Raw genomic sequence first — 17,820 nt, 5'->3', positions numbered from 1 at the left:
TCAGGGCCTCCAGTAACTTGTTATATTTTGTATAGGTTTCCTTAACCGCTCGGAATTATGAATGAGATTCCCAAAAGTTTTCGTCACGGAGGTTGTATCATGAAAGGGCTGAAGCCGTTTTTTTTCGTTACGGACATCGGATTTATCGTGTACTGGCTGGTTACGTTTTTCCATCTGCTCCCGGATAGCGCGTTGTTCAAAGATTACGACAATCCCGTTATCGTCGCGTGGAACTGGTCGTTCTTTCCTCTGGATCTTCTTATTTCGTTTACGGGGCTGCTCAGTATCTATCTTCAACGGAACAAAAGGGCGGCATGGCGAAGCTGGGCGCTCGTATCTCTGGTCCTGACGTTCTGCTCGGGGCTGCAGGCGATCGCATTCTGGGGATTCAGCGGCGATTTCGACGCGGCCTGGTGGGCCTTCAACTTGTATTTAATGATCTATCCGCTGTTCTTTCTGCGGTACTTTATCGCGCGGGAGCCATCTTCGGCTTCGGCGTAATCGGGCAAGGGAAAAAGAGGACAAGGCAAAGCCCCCGGTTTTACGCCGGAGGGCTTTTTTGCTGTCATCAGAAGTTCATCTCGTGGGTTATCGTCTATTTAGACCGACTAGAGAGGTTTGTCTCTAATTCATCCGTCCAAGCAGAAGAAGCGCAGCGGCGAAAAAATAGACAAAGTAATCAAAAACTTTTTGAAATAATTTGATGAATTTGTAATTAATAATTGTTTATAGTCTTTTTCGACTTCCTTAAGATATTCTTGACGCGTATCCGATTTAGAGACAAATTATCGTATTTATAAGACGATTTAAAGACCTTGTCTTTATATAATCCGGCATGAAATACTGGAACTATCTTGGGAAGCAGAAAGGGAGACCTATATGAAAACCGTTCAAGAACTGGAAGCGAAACTGGCGCAGCCCTCTGAGGCGCTTATCAACGATATGGCCAATCTGGAGGGGGATATTATGCTCCTCGGGATCGGGGGTAAGATGGGGCCGAGCTTGGCTAGGCTGGCGATGAACGCCATTAAAGAAGCGGGCGTGGACAAAAAAGTATACGGGGCTTCCCGGTTCTCATCCGGCGGGTTGCGAGAAGAGCTTGAGGGAGATGGGGTCAAGACGTTTGCAGTGGACCTTCTTGACGACGAACAGCTCCGTGGACTGCCGGACGTGAAAAATATCATCTACATGGCGGGCAACAAATTCGGAACGACAGGCAACGAGCATTTTACCTGGGCGATGAATTCGTATTTACCGGGACGCGTAGCCGAGAAATACCGGGATTCGAGAATCGTCGTGTTTTCAACGGGGAACGTTTATCCGATCACACCGGTTCACCAAGGTGGCGCCACGGAGAGCACACCGCCCGCATCCGTCGGGGAATACGGTCAGTCCAGTCTGGGACGGGAGCGGGTGTTCACGTACTTTTCGCACAAATATAACATTCCGATGGCGATCTACCGGCTGAATTACGCCATTGATATGCGCTATGGAGTGCTGCTCGAAATCGCCAAATCCGTCAAATCGGGCAAGCCGATCGACATTACGATGGGGCACGCGAACGTGATCTGGCAGGGAGACGCGAACGAAATCGCCATCCGCTGTCTGAATCATTGCAGTACGCCTCCTGAGGTGTTTAACGTCACGGGGCCCGAGACGCTTTCGCTGCGCTGGGTCGCAAATGAATTCGGCAGCAGGCTAGGCGTGGAGCCGGTCTTTGAAGGAAGCGAGTCGGATACGGCGCTGCTGAGCAATTCGTCGAAGGCAAGCCGGACGTTCGGCTATCCGAAAGTGTCCGTTCTGCAAATGATCGACTGGATTGCGGAGTGGGTGGAGGCGGACGGCCATACGTGGAACAAACCGACCCATTTTCAGGAGAGAGAGGGGAAATTCTGATCATGGCAGCCCGTAAAAACTTAAGCCCCGACATGCTGGCCGCGCTGCATGACGGCGTGGCGATTCCGGCCCATCCTCTCGCGCTCGACGAGAATAGGCAGTTCGATGAAAAGCACCAGCGGGCGCTGACCCGCTACTATATCGCATCGGGAGCCGGCGGAATCGCCGTCGGCGTCCACTCCACCCAGTTCGAAATCCGCGACGAGGAGGTCGGACTGCTGGAACCGGTTTTGCGGCTTGCTGCGGAGGAAGTGGAAAAAGCGGACCTCCGGCGTCCTTTTTTCAAAATCGCGGGAATCTGCGGCCCCACGGAGCAGGCGGTCAGGGAAGCGGAGCTGGCCGTAAAGCTCGGCTATGATATCGGATTGCTGAGCATGGGCGGCTTGACAGGATACGACGAAGCTCAAATTCTGGAGCGGACCCGCGCTGTCGCCGAGCTTATTCCGGTGTTCGGATTTTACCTCCAGCCTTCTGTCGGCGGACGAATTTTCAGCTTCGATTTCTGGAGGCAGTTTGCGGACATTCCGGGCGTCGTGGCGATCAAAATGGCGCCGTTCAACCGCTACCAAACGATTGACGTCGTACGGGCGGTCTGCTGCTCGGAGCGCAGGGACGAAATAGCGCTGTATACGGGCAACGACGACAACATTGTCACGGATTTGCTGACGACTTACCGGTTTCAGGTGAACGGGCAGCCGGTAGAGAAAAAAATCGTCGGCGGCTTGCTGGGGCACTGGGCCGTCTGGACGCATAAAGCGGTGGAGCTGCTGGAAGCGGTCAAAAAAGTCAGAGACAACCGCGATATTCCGGCGGAATGGCTGACGCGCAACCTTGAGGTGACGGACGCGAACGCGGCGTTTTTCGATCCGGCTCATCATTTCGAGGGCTGTATTCCGGGCATCCACGAAGTGCTGCGCAGGCAGGGGCTTTTGCAGGGCCGCTGGTGCCTCAACCCGAGCGAAGAACTCTCTCCGGGGCAAATGGAGGAAATCGACCGCGTATACCGGGATTATCCCCATTTGAACGACGACGAGTTCGTAAAGGCGCACCTCAGTGAGTGGCTTGCGGACTAATCGTTTATGGAACTCGTGAGTATGCGGGCGCAATCCAAGACAAGCTTCCGATAGCTGTTTGTTGGCCGTTTTATCTCATTCGGCCCTTTATGGCGCCGTTCTTCCGGCAGTCTGCCGACAGTTCTGCTATCCGTTCCGCCACCCGTTCTGCCGACAGCTAAACCCCGCTTTGAAAATGTGCGGCCCGTTACAAGATCCGGCAGTTGAATAGAGACGAGAATCGCAATAGAATAGGAATTAGGTGCTGGTCAATTAATTAGGGAGATCAGCCCGGCCGAGCGGAAAAGCGTGTAAACGCTGCCGCCCTGCTAAAATGATTAGGACAGGGAGGAATACTGGGTGCGGTTCAAAGATGTTTTTTCGATTATCGGTCCTTCGATGATCGGCCCATCGAGCTCCCATACGGCCGGAGCCATCCGTCTCGGGCGGGTGGCCAGGCAGCTATTCGGTCAGCAGCCGGACAAAGCCGAGCTGACTTTCTACGGGTCTTTTGCCGATACGTACCGCGGCCACGGGACAGATTTGGCGATTGTCGGCGGCCTGCTCGACTATGAGACGGACAACAGCCGGATTCCGGATTCACTGGAGGATGCGGAAGCGGCGGGAGTCGAAATCGTTTTTCATACGAGCAAAGGACTGACCGTTCATCCGAATACAGCGAAAATCGTTCTCTATGCCGGCGGCCAGGAATTGAGCATGGTCGGCGCGTCGATAGGCGGAGGCAATATCGAAATTCTCGGAATTAACCAATTCGATCTTAAGTTCACGGGAGAATTCCCGACGCTGGTCGTTTCTCATCATGACCGGCCCGGAATGATCGCCGATATTACCGCTATTTTGCAGAAACACAATGTCAATATCGGCTATATGGATCTGGACCGCAAAGGCCGCGACGGCGATGCCATGACGGTGATTGAAGCGGATTCCGTGATTACGGATGACCTGATCGGAGAGATTTTGCGGCTGAGCGAGGTAGACGGAGTGAAGATCGTGGATCTGAAGGAAAGAGGGCAATCATGAGATTTCGGACGCTTAAAGAACTGGCGGATATTTGCACGGCCGAGAACAAATCGATTTCCGAGTTTATGCTGGAGGAACAGGCTAAGGAATCCGGCCGCAGCACGGAGCAGGAATTCGGCAAGATGGCCGCTTACTACAAGATCATGAAGGAAGCGGTACAAAAAGGCCTCACCGAGGACACGACGTCCCGCAGCGGACTGACCGGCATGGACGCCCAGCGCGTCATGAGCTACATGTCCGGCTCCGTTCCGTCCGTGGGCGAGGAAGCGTGCCGGGCGATGGCCTACGCGCTTGCGGTGTCCGAAGTGAACGCGTCCATGGGCCGCGTCATCGCGACTCCGACCGCAGGCTCCTGCGGCATCATCCCCGGCGTGTTCGTCAGCGCCCAGCAGCGGTTCGGCTGGGAGGACGACCACCTCGTGATGGGCCTGTTCAGCGCCGGCGCCATCGGCTACATCATCGCGAACAACTCGTTCGTGTCCGGCGCCGAGGGAGGCTGCCAGGCCGAGGTCGGTTCCGCCATCGGCATGGCGGCGGGCGCGATGGTCGAGCTGCGCGGCGGAACGCCCGCGCAGGCGGTGCACGCCGTCGGCCTGGCGCTGAAAAACACGCTCGGGCTCATCTGCGATCCCGTCGGCGGCCTCGTGGAGATTCCGTGCATCGTCCGTAACGGCTTCGGCGCCGTCAATGCGCTGGCCGCCGCGGACATGGCCCTTGCCGGCGTGCGCAGCGCGATTCCGTCCGACGAAGTCATCCAGGTGATGTACGAGGCCGGGTCCGCTATGCCCGAGAAGTACAGGGAAACGGCCAAGGGCGGTTTGGCCCAGACGCCGACGGGCAAGAAAATGATGCAGGAGCTGAAGCTCAGCCGCAAACGTACTTAGAGGTTGTGAGCGGGTGAAAGAGCCGTTGCGATACATGCTCGTTTGGGCAGGGGCCATCTCCGACTAGAGGGGATGAAAGTAGTACGCCTCGCGCATGGTGAAGCATTGTAATGCAGCGCCTCACCGTGCGCCGGAGGCTTGCATGGTGCGAAAAAGACACGTCCGGACTGCCGGACGTGTCTTTTTTTGATACGTGCGGAAGCCAGGGGGAAGGCGCAGAGCATCACGGAAGGGACGAGGCCGAGAATGAGCATCGTCATGTGGACCTCTCACTGTGGCACCGCGCGCAGCTCCCGGCGCGCCGTGTAGCGCCGCAAGACGGCGGGCACCTGCGACGGAACTGCGAGCGATGTGCCACAAGACGGCGGGCACTGGCATCGAACTGCGCGCGATGCGCCGCAATGCACAGCGGGCTTGTTTTAAAGCGGAGAAAGGAGATCGGCCGTCCGCTGAAGAATTTTTATACATACAACTAAGCTGGGAGGCTGAAACGTTATGGAATTTACCCTGGATCGATTTCACGGCTGCCTGGCCGGCCTCGCCGTCGGCGATGCGCTGGGAACGGCGGTGGAGTTCAGCAAACCGGGGACGTTCGAGCCCCTTCGGGACATGGTCGGCGGGGGCGTGTTCGGCCTGAAACCGGGTCAGTGGACCGACGATACGTCCATGGCGCTGTGTCTGGCCGAAAGTCTGCTGGCAGCGGGCGGCTTCGATCCCGTTGATCAGATGAATCGGTATGTAAGCTGGTTCAGAGAAGGATATATGAGCAGCACGGGCACGTGCTTCGACATCGGAAACGCGACGCGGGAAGCGCTGCTGCTCTTCGAGCGCACCGGAGAGCCCTTCTGCGGCTCGCTCGACCCGTATTCCGCCGGCAACGGCTCCATTATGAGGCTGGCTCCCGTGCCGATGTTCTATGCCGCCGATCCGGCTGCGGCCGTGGGCTTCGCGGTGCAGAGCTCTCGCACGACCCACGGGACGGCGGAGTGCCTGCAGGCGTGCGGGCTGCTCGCCTGCTACCTCCTCGCGGGCCTGCACGGCCGGAGCAAAGCGGAGCTTCTTGCGCCGGATGCTTACCGCGAATGGATGGAGGCGGCGGGACTGGAGCTGTCCGGCGGCCTCGCCGAGATTCTTGCGGGTTCTTACCGGCGCAAGGAACCTCCGGCGATCAAAGGCTCCGGCTATGTCGTCCAGTCGCTGGAAGCCGCTTTGTGGGCTTTTGACAAGTCCTCAAGTTTTGAGGAAGGGGCGCTTCTGGCCGTAAATCTGGGCGACGACGCGGATACGACAGGAGCCGTTTACGGGCAGATTGCCGGGGCTTACTACGGCTATGGCGGCATACCCGAGTCGTGGCGGGAGAAGCTGGCGATGCGCGGGAAGATTGAGGAGATAGCGCGAAATCTGCACGGTTTGCAGCGTGCTTAATGCTTGTTGAATCATGTGTGGTGTCAGAATTAACTGCAACGCAGAAGGTGGTATAAAGGAAAATGGGGATGATAGAACGATATGGACACTAAAAAAAATATTGAAAATATCAGCCTATTAAAAGAGAAAATATCTGATTGGCATAAATTGAGTGACGAAGAGCTTTTTCTTGCTGTAAAAGAGTTTGAGAAAACGCCCAGGTTAGAGGTTTCCATTTATTATCAAGATTTATTTAAGGATCCGAAATTTTCTAACACCCTTCTTGATATCTATAATAAACATAAGGATAATACTAAACTTGTGGTTCTGCTTGTTTCAGCAATTGGGAATATGATTCAGAGATATGAGCTTCCGGAAACGAAGGAAATTTACGAATTCATGCTGGAAAACTCCGATAAAAGCAAGATAGGACCTTATGTCGCAATATTCCTGCCTAGATTGAAGAATTTCGAAAATTACGATAAAAAATGGGAATATTTTATGAATATTAAAAAAATGTCACCCAAAAAAGTAGCCGAAAGTTCTTTTGAAACTATAATGGATTTGTATTTAGAAGAAATTCCGGAACCATATAAAAATGAGGCCCTACAATATTTCAATAAAAAAGCAGAAGAGTCTAACAATGAATACGGTAAACAATACTATGAGGATATCGTTAATAAAATCAAGAATTGCGAAACCTTGCAGACAGAGTGACAAGCATGACAAGCCGACCGAGCATCTATAATGATTGCTCATAAATATACGACAGATGCTAATTTGTTGTTAGAAAAAAGAAAAATACAAGAATGGAAACAGGTTTTTAATGATTGGTTTGCACGCTGTGAAAGCAAAATACCTGCTAAATATAGAGAGGGTATAAAAGAAAATGGCGATGAACTTTTCAAGGAGTTAGAACAATATGGACACTAATAATTTTGAAGAAACCATTAAACCCTTCTTCTGGGTAGCCCATGAAAGTAGTTTTTCTGTATGTTTGAACGCGGGAAGCTATAAACCGGAAATTTTTGAAACAAGAGAAGATGAAGGCTTTGAGGGAAATGGTTATGATTGGGGATCTTTAGCACAAGTTTTTTTAGATGAAAGAAAACCGCATCTGGCAGAAGCTATCGGATTTGATCCTGAAGCAGGAATGTTTTGTGCCTATTCTTCAAATCCTGAAAGCTTAAAAGAATTTATTGTAGACTTTAAAAAAGCCTGTGAAGATGATGCTGTAATAAAGGATTTATTTTCAAGAGCAGAGCTGGATTAATACTTATCTAATACAAAAAGCGCGAGTCTCGGCTTCGGGAGAACTCGGAGCGTCACACCGATATCCATTGAATTTGGTAAGCTAAAAAAGAAGCCGGGAAGGCTTCTTTTTCTTTTTTACGGCGGGCGGAATGTGCAGCGAAAAAGTGCAAAATTTTCCCTCTAAAACGAACCGGATTCTGCTATACTAAAAGTCTTGAAACTACACGGGAGGCTGTATTTTTTTATGTGGAATTCGATTGGCATGTTAAGTTTACTCGGTTGTGTCGTTTTGTTCGTATGGGCCGTTGTCGCCGTTATCCGGAAGAACGGAAAAGCCAAAAATATTTTTATGGGGTCCGGGGCCTGTTTCGTGCTGATGATCGTGGGCGCGGTAAATGCGGGACCCGAGAAGCCCTTAAACGTGCCGGTGTCGACGCCGGTGGGAGCAAAAGCTCCGACTGCGGACCAGACCCCCGTTGTAACGCCTGAGCAGGGGACGCAGACGCAGCAGGGCGGCACATCTACCGACGATAACCGGGAAGACGATGCCGATACGGACACCACGGTCATCGTACCGTATAAGACGGTAAAGCCGACCGTGACGCCCAGGCCGACCGTGACACCCAAGCCGACGGCAAAAATATCGCCCTCACCGTCCGCTTCCCCAACGGTTAAACCGGCGGCAACGAACACGTCAAAACCGACGGCGTCGCCAACGGTCAAACCTGGGACCACGCTGTCGCCCAAGCCGACCACAACTCCACCGCCTAAGCCTGGGGTTTCCGCTTCACCGAAACCGACTGTAGCGCCCCAGCCGACACCACGACCGGAAACCGCGAAGCCGACTCCGACGCCGGCGGCCAAACCGTCTACACCTTCGCCGCCTTCCACACCGAAACCGACTCCGAAAACGTCGAAAGGATGAGGACGGATCGGGGGCTCTCTTTTATAGAGTAGGCTTTTAATCTATTTTTCGTATGAATCATCGGTAATAGTGGGTGTTTTTTGAATTATCATTTTCCATTTGCACAGTGGTATAATTATCGATAGTACAAAATCTATTATAGTGGGGCGGTAATTAGAATGGAAACCGGCGATAAAGTAACAATCACAGTAGAAGCTACAGTTCATGCTCCCGTTGAAAAAGTGTGGGAATATTGGACAGAACCACAGCATATAACGAAATGGTCTTTTGCTTCTGATGACTGGCATGCCCCGAAAGCCGAAAACGATTTAAGGGTTGGCGGAAAATTTCTCACAAGAATGGAAGCGAAAGATGGAAGTTTTGGATTTGAATTCGGTGGAGAATATGACGAGATCAGAATAAACGAATTGATTTCTTACACGCTTGGAGATGGAAGAAACGTTACGATCACGTTTATTGGTCAAGAAAATAACACCAAGGTAATTGAAACTTTTGAAGCGGAAGCCGCCAATTCCGTTGAGATGCAGAAAGCGGGATGGCAGGCGATTCTGGATAATTTCAAAAAATATAGTGAATCTGTTTAAAGAAAATTAAAAATTCGTTCAAAGCAACGGAATCGTTTGTAAGAATATAGAAGAAAGGGGTCCTCAACCGAGGATCCCTTTTTTAATACTTGTTTTATGAATCCAGCTCGCTCTCTTCTTCTATATCCTCTCTAATAAGGGTATCGAAAAACTGAGTTTCCGTTAGTTTACCGTTATAAAAAGCACGAGCATTCTCTGTAGTTCCGGCTACGGATTGATTAAGCATATCAGCGAAAATAAAATCAGTAGTTCCCAGAGTGATTGCTTGCTTTGCTATTTCCTTGACTGCCTCATTATATTTATTTTCGTTCCCCATAAAGAATAGACCCTCATAGATAGCAATGAATTCCGTGTGGCCGGATCCATCCGTATGGTAATCAACCGAATGAATATTGTAGTTCTTTAAATGTCTCGCTACCTCATCCAGGCTTTTAAAAGTCGGCGATGATTCTATTTCCGCCGTATAAGTATTCTGATCCCACTTCACTTCTGCCCCCAGCGCCTCAGAAACGGCTCTCACAGGAAGCATGGTGGTCCCGTCCAAATTGATTCCAGGTACTTCGCTTTTGACTTCATTGCCGTTAACCGTGACCTTGACGATGGCATTTCCTTTGTAAACTCCATTGATGCTGGATGCAGATACGACCCCTGCGAACACACTAAACACAGCGACAAGCATGATAATTTTCTTTTTCATCTTCTATCTCCATTCTAAAAGTAGGTACAAACCCCATTTAGCATATATTTCCAGTGTTCGAAATGGGGGTATTTTGTCGAATTAGTGGTTTGTCAGTTCAATATCGTCCAAAGTTAATAAGAATTCCTTTCCTAATGGCGCCGAGCTGTGGAAATAAACATTTTCTCATTCATGAAATCATCCGTGAGGGGGCAAAATGGAGATTTGGAGCTTAGCTGTACTACTGTATAATCGAGATACTACTGACAGTAACATAGCGTAAGAAATTTACATTAAACAAAAAGCCGCTCGTCAAAGGGTCTTTTTTATGGGTTGTATTAGGCTGACTTTCTTTTACTCAGATGTACATACAGTATATAGAATATGTAAGTGAGGGGCTGTTCTTATATCTTGCGAATAAAAGCTTAAGAATACACAAAATGTGACATTTAAAAGAGGACTTAGTCTCTATCCAGAGAAATTTTTACATGGTAAAATTAACCTGAAGGGCGAGTTGGTGTTTACATGAGTGTTGAAGAAGAAATATTTGTGACGTGGACAAAGTTGGATCACTATTTAAATGAGCATCCCCAACGGGCTGATCTAATGACTGACATACTTAAAACGTATATCATCTTAGGTGACACCAACAGGAGTTTTGGGAATAAGTTTAATGAAATTACGGGTTTAGATATTGGTGATGATTTAGAGGTAGCTCTGGCATTGAATGAAATATCGTATAATGTTTTTAGTATTAGGGAATTTAAGAACGAACCTTTTTTTAGATTTTTGGTAGGCATGTTTGGCGAATTTTTTATGAATATGGTAAACCGGTTTGCCGATCCATACGCTATTTCATCAATATATTCAACTCGAAATACTATTAGATTAACTAGAAATGACAAAGAACACTTTGATTTAACATTGTCTACAAACACATTACTATTTTCGGTGTCTCGAATGTTGAGAATACTCCAAACAACTTATGAGGAAAATGATTCAGAGTCAGTTTTTGATTTTTGCAACAAAATGATTATGAATCTCAATGATATAAAAAGTACAATTCGTCCTGAACTTACCGATAATGATTCTCTAGGAGAAGTAAGAAATGAATAAGGCGGATCTGGTCATTAAATATTTTAATTACTTTAAAGAACACACACAAACTGAAGATAACATATTCGATGAGGATGCCTTAATTCAAAATATAAACTCTAGACAAAGAAGATTACAATTTAACGATACTCCCTTTATTAATGATTCAACACCGAGTATTTACGAACTAAGAAGTGTGGTAAATGAATTAAAAGAAGCAATTCAGCAAATGGCATCATATATTGAAGGTGGTGGCGGTAGCATGGATGATATAAAAAAATTAACACAAACTGTTTCTGACATAGATAAGCGGCTAGTTAAAACTGAAACTCATGTTGATTCGATTGTAAGTACTTTAAGTCGTTTGGAAGCCAAAATAGATGCATTGCCATCAAAGGATTATGTCAGTAAGCTTGTTACAGATATTTACGTATCAATTGAAGGTACTAAAACGCTAATTGAAGGAAATAAGACGTTAATTGAGGGGAACAAAACTTTAATAGAAGGAACTAAGACTTTAATTGAAAAAAAACACTCGACAATAATTAAATGGGTAGTGGGCACTGGGCTTGTTGCAGTTGGTGCGATATTTACTATAATGAAATATTTCAAGTAAAAAAGACCCTCTATTGTGAGGGTCTTTATCATTTTTTAATCAAACTTTGTGTAAGAAACCATCACATCTTCAATTCCCATATATAGACAACTGTTTTATAATCAATTTGAGACATAGAAAGGAGGAGTGAGGATTGACAGAAATTCATCTGTTACCCAGTAATCTAACGCTTGCTGACTACTTGCCGAGTTTATACCCAATCTTTTTGGGCGTGGGTATAATGTTAATTGCAGTGTTTGGCAGAAAATTGTGGAATTATTTAAGCAATCAGTTCTAATAAAAAAGACCCTTCACCTAATGAGGGTCTTTTTTTATTAATACTTTGTATTATGGATTAAATTTTATGGTACATTGGTAATAACAAATGCGGCGCTACTGTTACCAGAAACCATGACCTCTTCGGTCGTGCGGAAATCCTTTTAGGATAAGGAACAGGGCGCTGCTTTTTTTTGCTTTGTATTATGGATTAAAATTCTAAATGGAGCCTTGTTGTAAATAAATGTCGACTGGAATAATATTCATTGTTATAATAATTTTGCGGTCCTTGGCCTTTGCAGTGAGAAGGGAGGATCGATGGTACCGTTACTAGCGTTAATTTTTACGGTTATGTTTGGCGTTTTAGGTCTTGTAGTACAACTGCTCATCGCACTCATTAACAAGAAATAACCTTTCTACACAGTAACTATTCTATCCGACTGAAGTAACGTCAGACTACATAATTTAGGTTTCGGGGCAGACTAGTCATCTGCTAGGCCATACATACTGTTCTATTCCGAAAGGGGACCGTGTGGTTAACGTTATGGATTAGGCATGAAATTACGAAAGTAGATACAAAAGAGGGACCGTACTGGCAGGTACGTGTCCCTCTTTTGTAATCAAATACTGGTTGTTGCGCGCGAGGATCAATGATCCTAATACTTGAAACTGTTTACTTGCGAGGATCAAAGATCCAATTCTTGAAACTATGTACGATAGTCAGTCGTACAGCTAGAAGGTGTCGATTCGCATGGCGCGTTATCAACGTGTTTCTACGGTTAATTCTATTTTACAGGAATTTACTTGGTAAAACAACGGTTTTATCGTATTTACAATACGGTTTTTCGTTACTTTTTATTATGGATTAAAATATCCTTTAGGCAATTGTTTCTTCACTACGTGACCTTTACTACAAATTCTGTCCTCGCCGTTTCTAATGAAAAATGAAACAATGTCCCCGCACTCCAAACACATTTGATCAAATTCAACTTCCTTTTCAGAATCAGGAATCGCCTCGGTGAGCATCTTGGAGAGAGTAGAGAAGCTGATGCAAGAAATATTGTACTTCTTTCCATATTCATAGGCACTATCGGTAAAATAACAAGTGGCAACAAAGATGCCCTTGTATGCTTTCTCTTCCGTCATCGCGGCGAATAGTTTTTGTAATAATGGCCTGCCGATTTTCTTGTCCGGTCCATATTTTTTACACTCAATCAAGTACTTCTTACCATTTTTCCAAGCTATAATGTCTTTTCCTCCATCGTTAACGTATGGGGTCAACTGAACATCATAACCTAATTTTTTATATAGGTTTGCAATAGCTTGTTCAAACTCGCGGGGAGTGAGTGAATAAAAATCTTCAGCTCGCTCTTTTCGTAATTGGTGTATTCTTCGTGCTTCCTGATCTTGAAGTTCTATTGCTCGTTGAAGAATTTCGGCTTTTAATTTCTCTTCTTCTTCTCGTCTAAGTGCATTGGAACATTCGATACATCTTCTTTTTCTATAACCGTTAAAAACTTGATGCTCACAGAACCTATCCAGGTAAAAATAATCAGCTGCTTTATATACGATAATAAAAAGTATAAAGATGATCGCCAATGAGATTATCGTAGAGTCATTTATCATGTTGGGTGCTCTTTTGATTTAAGTTGTTCAATAGATCATTATATACCGGAAAAACTGTGTTATGGCGCATGTAATCTACTTCTTCAATTTGTTTCTCTAAATGATAAAGAATTCGATTTGTTTTGGGGCTATCGCAAGTCTGCAGTATACGTTTGTAGTTATAAAGCGTATAAACAAATTCTTCTGGGTTATCAATCGGTTGGTAGATATACTTCGTTGTACCGTCTTCGGTTATAGTTGCATTCCTGTAAAGACCTCTTTTGCCCTCTAGAACACTATAACGTGACAAGAATTTAGAAACTTCATCCCCAATATCATCAGCTAACAATAACGGGTTAGTTTTTGAACCAGGCGGAATGACTGAAGCAATTGTGAAGACGATGAAAAAGATAATAACATAGCCGGCAGCTTCTAATGCGTCATTAGACAACGTGCCTTCATTCCCTGCATACCAATTACGAAGATAAAAAAAGATAAAGCATATTAAAAACATTTTTAAGAGTATGAACATAGGTGATTTAGTAAACATCCATTGCATCCCTTTCATTACCAAATACCTTTATTAGATCATATTTTTTGTAGGTATTGTGTCGTTTCATGTCGCTAGATATTTATGAATATTGGGTACGCTTTCCTAGTTGCTGCGTCTGTTTTGTTATATTATTAGAGTATCAATCAAGTCAAGTAAGAAGCAAGCACTCATATTCTTTTTGATATCCTTGATCTTTTCGCATTCTTCTCATTGTCCTTCAAGATTTACAGTTTCCATTTTGCTTACCTGATTTCTTTTTAATCTACAAGGTTCAATTAGGACTTATAAATTTATGAGACCGCCTCACGACTTTCTAATTGAGGAAAACATCATCCTCGGTCAGCCACAGCCGGCGAGTTCCTGCACAACTCCTTCCAAGTAGACAAGGAAGGGAATGAATTCACCTTTTTATCGCTGTTCATTCCTTGAATCCCCCTCACCAATTCCGCCCGTACAGGCACAATTAGGCACCTGCCCTCATACAATGAGAAGACCGCAGCCGTTAATCCATGGTTGGTACGGGAATTGGAGCAGGAGGTGTCCTCTTTGCCAGGATTGTTTAGCGCCATTGCTTTTTTCATCAAAGAACTGACACTGCTGGTATCGTACGTCAAGAACAACGCGTTCCCGCAGCCCCTCACTGAGGCGGAAGAAAGCAAGTACTTGCAAAAAATGGCGGAAGGCGATGCCCACGCCCGCAATTTGCTCATCGAACATAATCTTCGGCTTGTTGCACATATCGTCAAGAAGTTTGACAACACCGGCGAGGATCTGGAAGACCTCATTTCGATCGGGACGATCGGCCTCATCAAAGCGATCGAGAGCTTTTCCCCGACCAAAGGAACCAAGCTGGCGACTTTCGCGGCAAGATGTATAGAGAATGAGATCCTGATGCACTTGCGTTCTCTGAAAAAGACACGAAAAGACGTTTCTCTACACGATCCGATAGGAACCGACAAGGAAGGAAACGAAATCACCCTCATAGATATCCTAGGCACGGAAGCGGATGACGTTGTCGACAAGGTGCAGCTCAAGATCGAGAAAAGCAAGATTTACCGCAACCTAGATATTTTGGACGAACGCGAAAAAGAAGTGGTGGTCGGACGGTTCGGGCTGGAGCACGGCGGGGAAGAGCGGACCCAGCGGGAAATCGCGAAAGAACTGGGAATCTCCCGGAGTTATGTTTCACGCATCGAAAAACGCGCGCTGATGAAGCTGTATCACGAGTTTTACAAAGCGAAGCGGTGAACCGGACTTTTCTGCAAAGAATGATCCCCTCGTGATGAGGGTTTTTTTATGTTTCGCTTGTAAAACATGTAGCACATAGTGTGCTATATGAGAAAAGAGGTTGGGAGGCGTTCCAGATTGACGACTTTAGGAGAAGTACTAAAAAATCTTCGCGGTAAAGAAAGCCTGAGAGAGGCTGGGCAGCGTGCCGGTGTCAGTCACAGCTATTTGCGCTATGTCGAGAAAGGGGTCGATCCCAGAACCGGTGCCGCATTGAGACCTTCTCCGGAAACGTTAAAGCGTCTGGCCAAAGCATACACTTATCCCTATCAGCAACTGATGAATATGGCGGGGTACTCGGGTACGGAAGCCGGTGAACCGGAAAAGAACTACCTCTACCTTTTTGACCAGGAAACGCTGGAGCGTTTTGATGAACTGAGCGAGGGAGATAAGCTGTTTATCGTATCGCAGTTCGAAAGTTCCGTTAAGTACTTTTACAACAACCATCTTGCTTCAAAAGAAACAGCTTCCGCTAACACTGCCGTGGAACGTACCTAAATCATCTGTCAACATAAGATCTTCAGCATGCCTGCGCTCCATACCCTATTTTGAAAGACCTTGCATGAGGTCTTTTTTTTCTTTAGCATTTTCGACAAAATAACCCCATATTCAATGGCTGCAAAATATGCTTGAATGAACGAGGAAGTAATTTATAGGAAAAGAGCGGATCGGAATATTTATCTACGCCGCCTATAGCTTGGTCGATTATGTATGGCCCATGTATGAGTCGGGGGAAGTTGCCGCTTATTTCAGCGACTATCCGGCTTTGGCCGCGGCTGTTTTGGTGGAGACGGTTTCGCATCTGTTCTATGCGGTATGTCCATTGGTTCTCGGCTACTTATGCTTCAAACAAAAACGGCTTTTTAAAACGATGTCCATCGCTTACCTGCTGCTAAGTTTAGTGCTTTCTACCGTTGCTTATTTCGCTTACTTGTCCGTTTCCGAATTGGCTTCCGATTTTGTGGATGGGGCCTTGAGAGATTTGATAAAAAGCGGGATCATCTGTCTGATTTGGACTTTGTATTTTGTAAAATCGGAACGTGTTAGAAATACGTATGTCGCTTGACGTTTAACGAGATTATCCAAGGTTATGCCCTGTCTACACGATGACCCTTGACAATTTGTCAGGGGTTTTACTTCTTCACAAAATTCAGCTCCTTTACAGGAGGAAAATGGCAATTATAGTAGAAATGTATAAGTGATCCAATTCCTTGTTTCTATTTTGAAGCGGGATTCAAGACGGGAGGCATGGGCAGTGCCAGGTTCACTCAAACTTTTATCGTGGAACATCCAAAAATTCGGGGAGGACAAGATGGACGACACGTCGTTTATCGAGTACGTCGCCCGGGTCATTCAACTGACCGAAGCGGATGTCGTCGGAATCATGGAGCTGGTCGGCTGGCTCGGCAACGAGATCCGGGACACGCTCGTCACTTGCCTCAACAACCTGGAGAAGAAAAAGAACAACGGCAAGGGCAGCGGAATCACCTGGACGGGAGAAGCCAGTGAAATGACGCCGGCGCGACCCAATGAGCAGTATGTGTTTTTATGGAAAAGCGGGCTGTTCAGCAGGCAGGCCAGCCTTCTATGGAACGTTGTCGGTGAGAACATGTTCGACACTTATTTCAAAACCTACAAAGTGAGCAAAAGCAATCAGGAGTTGTTTTGGAAAAGTCTCTTTAAGAACGGTTGGCTCGATGCGGCCTTTATGATTCCTTACAAAAAGTTCGAGCTGATGCTGAAAGATTACAAAAAGTTGGATTTAACGAAGAAAGCCCCCACGATCGCGTTGACCGACGCCCAGAAAAAAGACATCGTCGATCTGCTCCTGGCCGATTCGCCGGAAGCGTTCCCGCTTCGCGGTTCCCGCCCGCCTTTCGTGCTTCGCGCCCTGACGAGCGGAACGAATGTCGACCTTACCCTCGTCCTTTACCATGCACCCGGACCCGGAGACAGCCTGCCGATTATCGCCAGCAACCAGTTGAACCCCACCATCGAGAACGCGGCCGTCGGCGTCATTATGGGCGATTTTAACGTGAGCGCGACGGACGCGGCCAAGCAATGGGCGCTCAATTATTTTGACATGAGCCTCGGTAGACTCCAATATGTGCGCGATGCCCAGAACGCTTACATCCTTGCGCATCCTTTTCAGCGTATTACCGGCCCCGATTTCCCTAAACCCGCCAGCAATCCGGCCTTGTCTACCGTACTCAATTACGGAAAAAGGCTGTGGAGCAGCAAAACGAGTCTCACTTCAACGCTTGTGAATCCTTCCACCACAGTTGCAAGTCCCACCAATATCGAAAGTGTGCTGTCCAGTGAGTATGATAAATTTTTCGTAAAAGCCCCCAAAGCTGATCCTTCGGCGGCCTTTGTGGTCAATCTGATGGACGTGATGATACCCAAAAGCGTACAAACCGGCGTTCAGCTGGATGGCACTCCTATTATGGTGACGCGGTCTACCACGACGGCTTCTTATTCTTTGGAACTGGGAACTCTGGCCCAGACAATCTACAACAACTGGTGGGACCGGCAAAACGCGAAGAAGCGCAAATCGAAAGCGCTTACCGATATGCTTAACGCCGCGCCTAAACTGACCGGACCACCGTCTTCCATGTTCGAAGCGCATTATGTGTACCATCATGCCATCAGCGATCATTTGCCGATCCGGATGGAGCTTCAATATGTGTGAG

The 17,820-nt window shown here is 47.1% G+C and carries 20 protein-coding genes; 17 read left to right on the top strand and 3 right to left on the bottom strand.

Translation table 11 applies throughout. The features are described 5' to 3' along the window. Nucleotides 1–99: 99 nt before the first annotated feature. The 11 genes from KVT34_RS08235 (at nucleotide 100) to KVT34_RS08185 (ending at nucleotide 9,040) form a co-directional block, all read left to right on the top strand. Nucleotides 100–501, top strand: coding sequence for a YvaD family protein (locus tag KVT34_RS08235; RefSeq protein WP_217558098.1), 402 nt, complete (start codon nucleotides 100–102; stop codon nucleotides 499–501). 378 nt (nucleotides 502–879) lie between these two features. Next, nucleotides 880–1,896: an NAD-dependent epimerase/dehydratase family protein gene (locus KVT34_RS08230; protein WP_217558097.1), complete on the top strand. Its 1,017-nt coding sequence runs from the start codon at nucleotides 880–882 to the stop codon at nucleotides 1,894–1,896. A gap of 2 nt (nucleotides 1,897–1,898) precedes the next feature. Then, complete coding sequence (locus KVT34_RS08225; RefSeq protein WP_217558095.1) at nucleotides 1,899–2,969, top strand: dihydrodipicolinate synthase family protein; 1,071 nt, start codon at nucleotides 1,899–1,901, stop codon at nucleotides 2,967–2,969. Between the two features lie 339 nt (nucleotides 2,970–3,308). Continuing rightward, the gene (gene sdaAB / locus KVT34_RS08220; RefSeq protein ID WP_217558094.1) at nucleotides 3,309–3,989 is read left to right on the top strand and encodes an L-serine ammonia-lyase, iron-sulfur-dependent subunit beta; all 681 of its coding nucleotides are present in this window, start codon (nucleotides 3,309–3,311) and stop codon (nucleotides 3,987–3,989) included. Next, on the top strand, nucleotides 3,986–4,873 hold the full coding sequence (gene sdaAA / locus KVT34_RS08215) for an L-serine ammonia-lyase, iron-sulfur-dependent, subunit alpha (protein ID WP_217558093.1): 888 nt from the start codon (nucleotides 3,986–3,988) through the stop codon (nucleotides 4,871–4,873). Before sdaAB ends, sdaAA begins: the two co-directional genes overlap by 4 nt. 495 nt (nucleotides 4,874–5,368) lie before the next feature. Continuing rightward, entirely contained in the window at nucleotides 5,369–6,298 is a 930-nt protein-coding gene (locus KVT34_RS08210; RefSeq protein ID WP_217558092.1) for an ADP-ribosylglycohydrolase family protein, read from the top strand. Nucleotides 6,299–6,379: 81 nt separating this feature from the next. Beyond that, the gene (locus KVT34_RS08205) at nucleotides 6,380–6,994 is read left to right on the top strand and encodes a hypothetical protein (protein WP_217558091.1); all 615 of its coding nucleotides are present in this window, start codon (nucleotides 6,380–6,382) and stop codon (nucleotides 6,992–6,994) included. Between the two features lie 30 nt (nucleotides 6,995–7,024). Next, nucleotides 7,025–7,210: a hypothetical protein gene (locus tag KVT34_RS08200; protein ID WP_217558090.1), complete on the top strand. Its 186-nt coding sequence runs from the start codon at nucleotides 7,025–7,027 to the stop codon at nucleotides 7,208–7,210. Continuing rightward, nucleotides 7,200–7,550, top strand: a complete 351-nt coding sequence (locus KVT34_RS08195) for an immunity 51 family protein (RefSeq protein WP_217558089.1) — start codon at nucleotides 7,200–7,202, stop codon at nucleotides 7,548–7,550. Before KVT34_RS08200 ends, KVT34_RS08195 begins: the two co-directional genes overlap by 11 nt. Before the next feature lie 225 nt (nucleotides 7,551–7,775). Continuing rightward, the gene (locus KVT34_RS08190; RefSeq protein WP_217558087.1) at nucleotides 7,776–8,456 is read left to right on the top strand and encodes a hypothetical protein; all 681 of its coding nucleotides are present in this window, start codon (nucleotides 7,776–7,778) and stop codon (nucleotides 8,454–8,456) included. 158 nt (nucleotides 8,457–8,614) lie between these two features. Further along, nucleotides 8,615–9,040 carry an SRPBCC family protein gene (locus KVT34_RS08185; protein WP_217558086.1) on the top strand — a complete coding sequence of 142 codons (426 nt, stop codon included), beginning with the start codon at nucleotides 8,615–8,617 and terminating at the stop codon, nucleotides 9,038–9,040. Between the two features lie 94 nt (nucleotides 9,041–9,134). Here KVT34_RS08185 and KVT34_RS08180 read toward each other — a convergent pair whose 3' ends face one another. Next, nucleotides 9,135–9,737: a copper amine oxidase N-terminal domain-containing protein gene (locus tag KVT34_RS08180; RefSeq protein WP_217558085.1), complete on the bottom strand. Its 603-nt coding sequence runs from the start codon at nucleotides 9,735–9,737 to the stop codon at nucleotides 9,135–9,137. Between the two features lie 504 nt (nucleotides 9,738–10,241). Between KVT34_RS08180 and KVT34_RS08175 the strand changes: the two genes are divergently transcribed. After that, nucleotides 10,242–10,832: a hypothetical protein gene (locus KVT34_RS08175; RefSeq protein ID WP_217558084.1), complete on the top strand. Its 591-nt coding sequence runs from the start codon at nucleotides 10,242–10,244 to the stop codon at nucleotides 10,830–10,832. Beyond that, the gene (locus KVT34_RS08170; RefSeq protein WP_217558083.1) at nucleotides 10,825–11,427 is read left to right on the top strand and encodes a hypothetical protein; all 603 of its coding nucleotides are present in this window, start codon (nucleotides 10,825–10,827) and stop codon (nucleotides 11,425–11,427) included. Before KVT34_RS08175 ends, KVT34_RS08170 begins: the two co-directional genes overlap by 8 nt. 1,113 nt (nucleotides 11,428–12,540) lie before the next feature. Here KVT34_RS08170 and KVT34_RS08165 read toward each other — a convergent pair. Both KVT34_RS08165 and KVT34_RS08160 read right to left on the bottom strand, forming a co-directional pair. Further along, complete coding sequence (locus KVT34_RS08165; RefSeq protein WP_217558082.1) at nucleotides 12,541–13,308, bottom strand: restriction endonuclease; 768 nt, start codon at nucleotides 13,306–13,308, stop codon at nucleotides 12,541–12,543. After that, a complete protein-coding gene (locus KVT34_RS08160) occupies nucleotides 13,298–13,837 on the bottom strand; it encodes a hypothetical protein (RefSeq protein WP_217558081.1) in 540 nt (179 codons plus the stop codon). Before KVT34_RS08160 ends, KVT34_RS08165 begins: the two co-directional genes overlap by 11 nt. A 549-nt stretch (nucleotides 13,838–14,386) precedes the next feature. Here KVT34_RS08160 and sigK point away from each other — a divergent pair. From sigK to KVT34_RS08140, 4 genes are all read left to right on the top strand, one after another. After that, complete coding sequence (sigK, locus tag KVT34_RS08155) at nucleotides 14,387–15,088, top strand: RNA polymerase sporulation sigma factor SigK (protein ID WP_009673339.1); 702 nt, start codon at nucleotides 14,387–14,389, stop codon at nucleotides 15,086–15,088. Nucleotides 15,089–15,205: 117 nt separating this feature from the next. After that, nucleotides 15,206–15,625, top strand: a complete 420-nt coding sequence (locus tag KVT34_RS08150) for a helix-turn-helix domain-containing protein (RefSeq protein ID WP_217558080.1) — start codon at nucleotides 15,206–15,208, stop codon at nucleotides 15,623–15,625. 154 nt (nucleotides 15,626–15,779) lie between these two features. Further along, nucleotides 15,780–16,193 carry a DUF2569 family protein gene (locus KVT34_RS08145; protein ID WP_309244079.1) on the top strand — a complete coding sequence of 138 codons (414 nt, stop codon included), beginning with the start codon at nucleotides 15,780–15,782 and terminating at the stop codon, nucleotides 16,191–16,193. A 189-nt stretch (nucleotides 16,194–16,382) separates the two neighbouring features. Next, nucleotides 16,383–17,819: an exonuclease/endonuclease/phosphatase family protein gene (locus KVT34_RS08140; protein ID WP_217558079.1), complete on the top strand. Its 1,437-nt coding sequence runs from the start codon at nucleotides 16,383–16,385 to the stop codon at nucleotides 17,817–17,819. The last annotated feature ends 1 nt before the right edge of the window (nucleotide 17,820 follow it).

It is taken from the genome of Paenibacillus sp. GbtcB18 (genome assembly GCF_019091125.1).
GTDB classification, from domain to species: Bacteria; Bacillota; Bacilli; order Paenibacillales; family NBRC-103111; genus Paenibacillus_F; species Paenibacillus_F chitinolyticus.
This window is presented reverse-complemented; position numbering and strand designations above follow the sequence as displayed.

Excerpts from the sequence above, each read along its gene's own strand:
- KVT34_RS08235 (WP_217558098.1), top strand. The coding sequence starts at position 100 with ATGAAAGGGCTGAAGCCGTTTTTTTTCGTTACGGACATCGGATTTATC.
- KVT34_RS08230 (WP_217558097.1), top strand. The coding sequence starts at position 880 with ATGAAAACCGTTCAAGAACTGGAAGCGAAACTGGCGCAGCCCTCTGAG.
- KVT34_RS08225 (WP_217558095.1), top strand. The coding sequence starts at position 1,899 with ATGGCAGCCCGTAAAAACTTAAGCCCCGACATGCTGGCCGCGCTGCAT.
- sdaAA (WP_217558093.1), top strand. The coding sequence starts at position 3,986 with ATGAGATTTCGGACGCTTAAAGAACTGGCGGATATTTGCACGGCCGAG.
- KVT34_RS08210 (WP_217558092.1), top strand. The coding sequence starts at position 5,369 with ATGGAATTTACCCTGGATCGATTTCACGGCTGCCTGGCCGGCCTCGCC.
- KVT34_RS08205 (WP_217558091.1), top strand. The coding sequence starts at position 6,380 with ATGGACACTAAAAAAAATATTGAAAATATCAGCCTATTAAAAGAGAAA.
- KVT34_RS08200 (WP_217558090.1), top strand. The coding sequence starts at position 7,025 with ATGATTGCTCATAAATATACGACAGATGCTAATTTGTTGTTAGAAAAA.
- KVT34_RS08195 (WP_217558089.1), top strand. The coding sequence starts at position 7,200 with ATGGACACTAATAATTTTGAAGAAACCATTAAACCCTTCTTCTGGGTA.
- KVT34_RS08190 (WP_217558087.1), top strand. The coding sequence starts at position 7,776 with ATGTGGAATTCGATTGGCATGTTAAGTTTACTCGGTTGTGTCGTTTTG.
- KVT34_RS08185 (WP_217558086.1), top strand. The coding sequence starts at position 8,615 with ATGGAAACCGGCGATAAAGTAACAATCACAGTAGAAGCTACAGTTCAT.
- KVT34_RS08180 (WP_217558085.1), bottom strand. The coding sequence starts at position 9,737 with ATGAAAAAGAAAATTATCATGCTTGTCGCTGTGTTTAGTGTGTTCGCA.
- KVT34_RS08175 (WP_217558084.1), top strand. The coding sequence starts at position 10,242 with ATGAGTGTTGAAGAAGAAATATTTGTGACGTGGACAAAGTTGGATCAC.
- KVT34_RS08170 (WP_217558083.1), top strand. The coding sequence starts at position 10,825 with ATGAATAAGGCGGATCTGGTCATTAAATATTTTAATTACTTTAAAGAA.
- KVT34_RS08165 (WP_217558082.1), bottom strand. The coding sequence starts at position 13,308 with ATGATAAATGACTCTACGATAATCTCATTGGCGATCATCTTTATACTT.
- KVT34_RS08160 (WP_217558081.1), bottom strand. The coding sequence starts at position 13,837 with ATGTTTACTAAATCACCTATGTTCATACTCTTAAAAATGTTTTTAATA.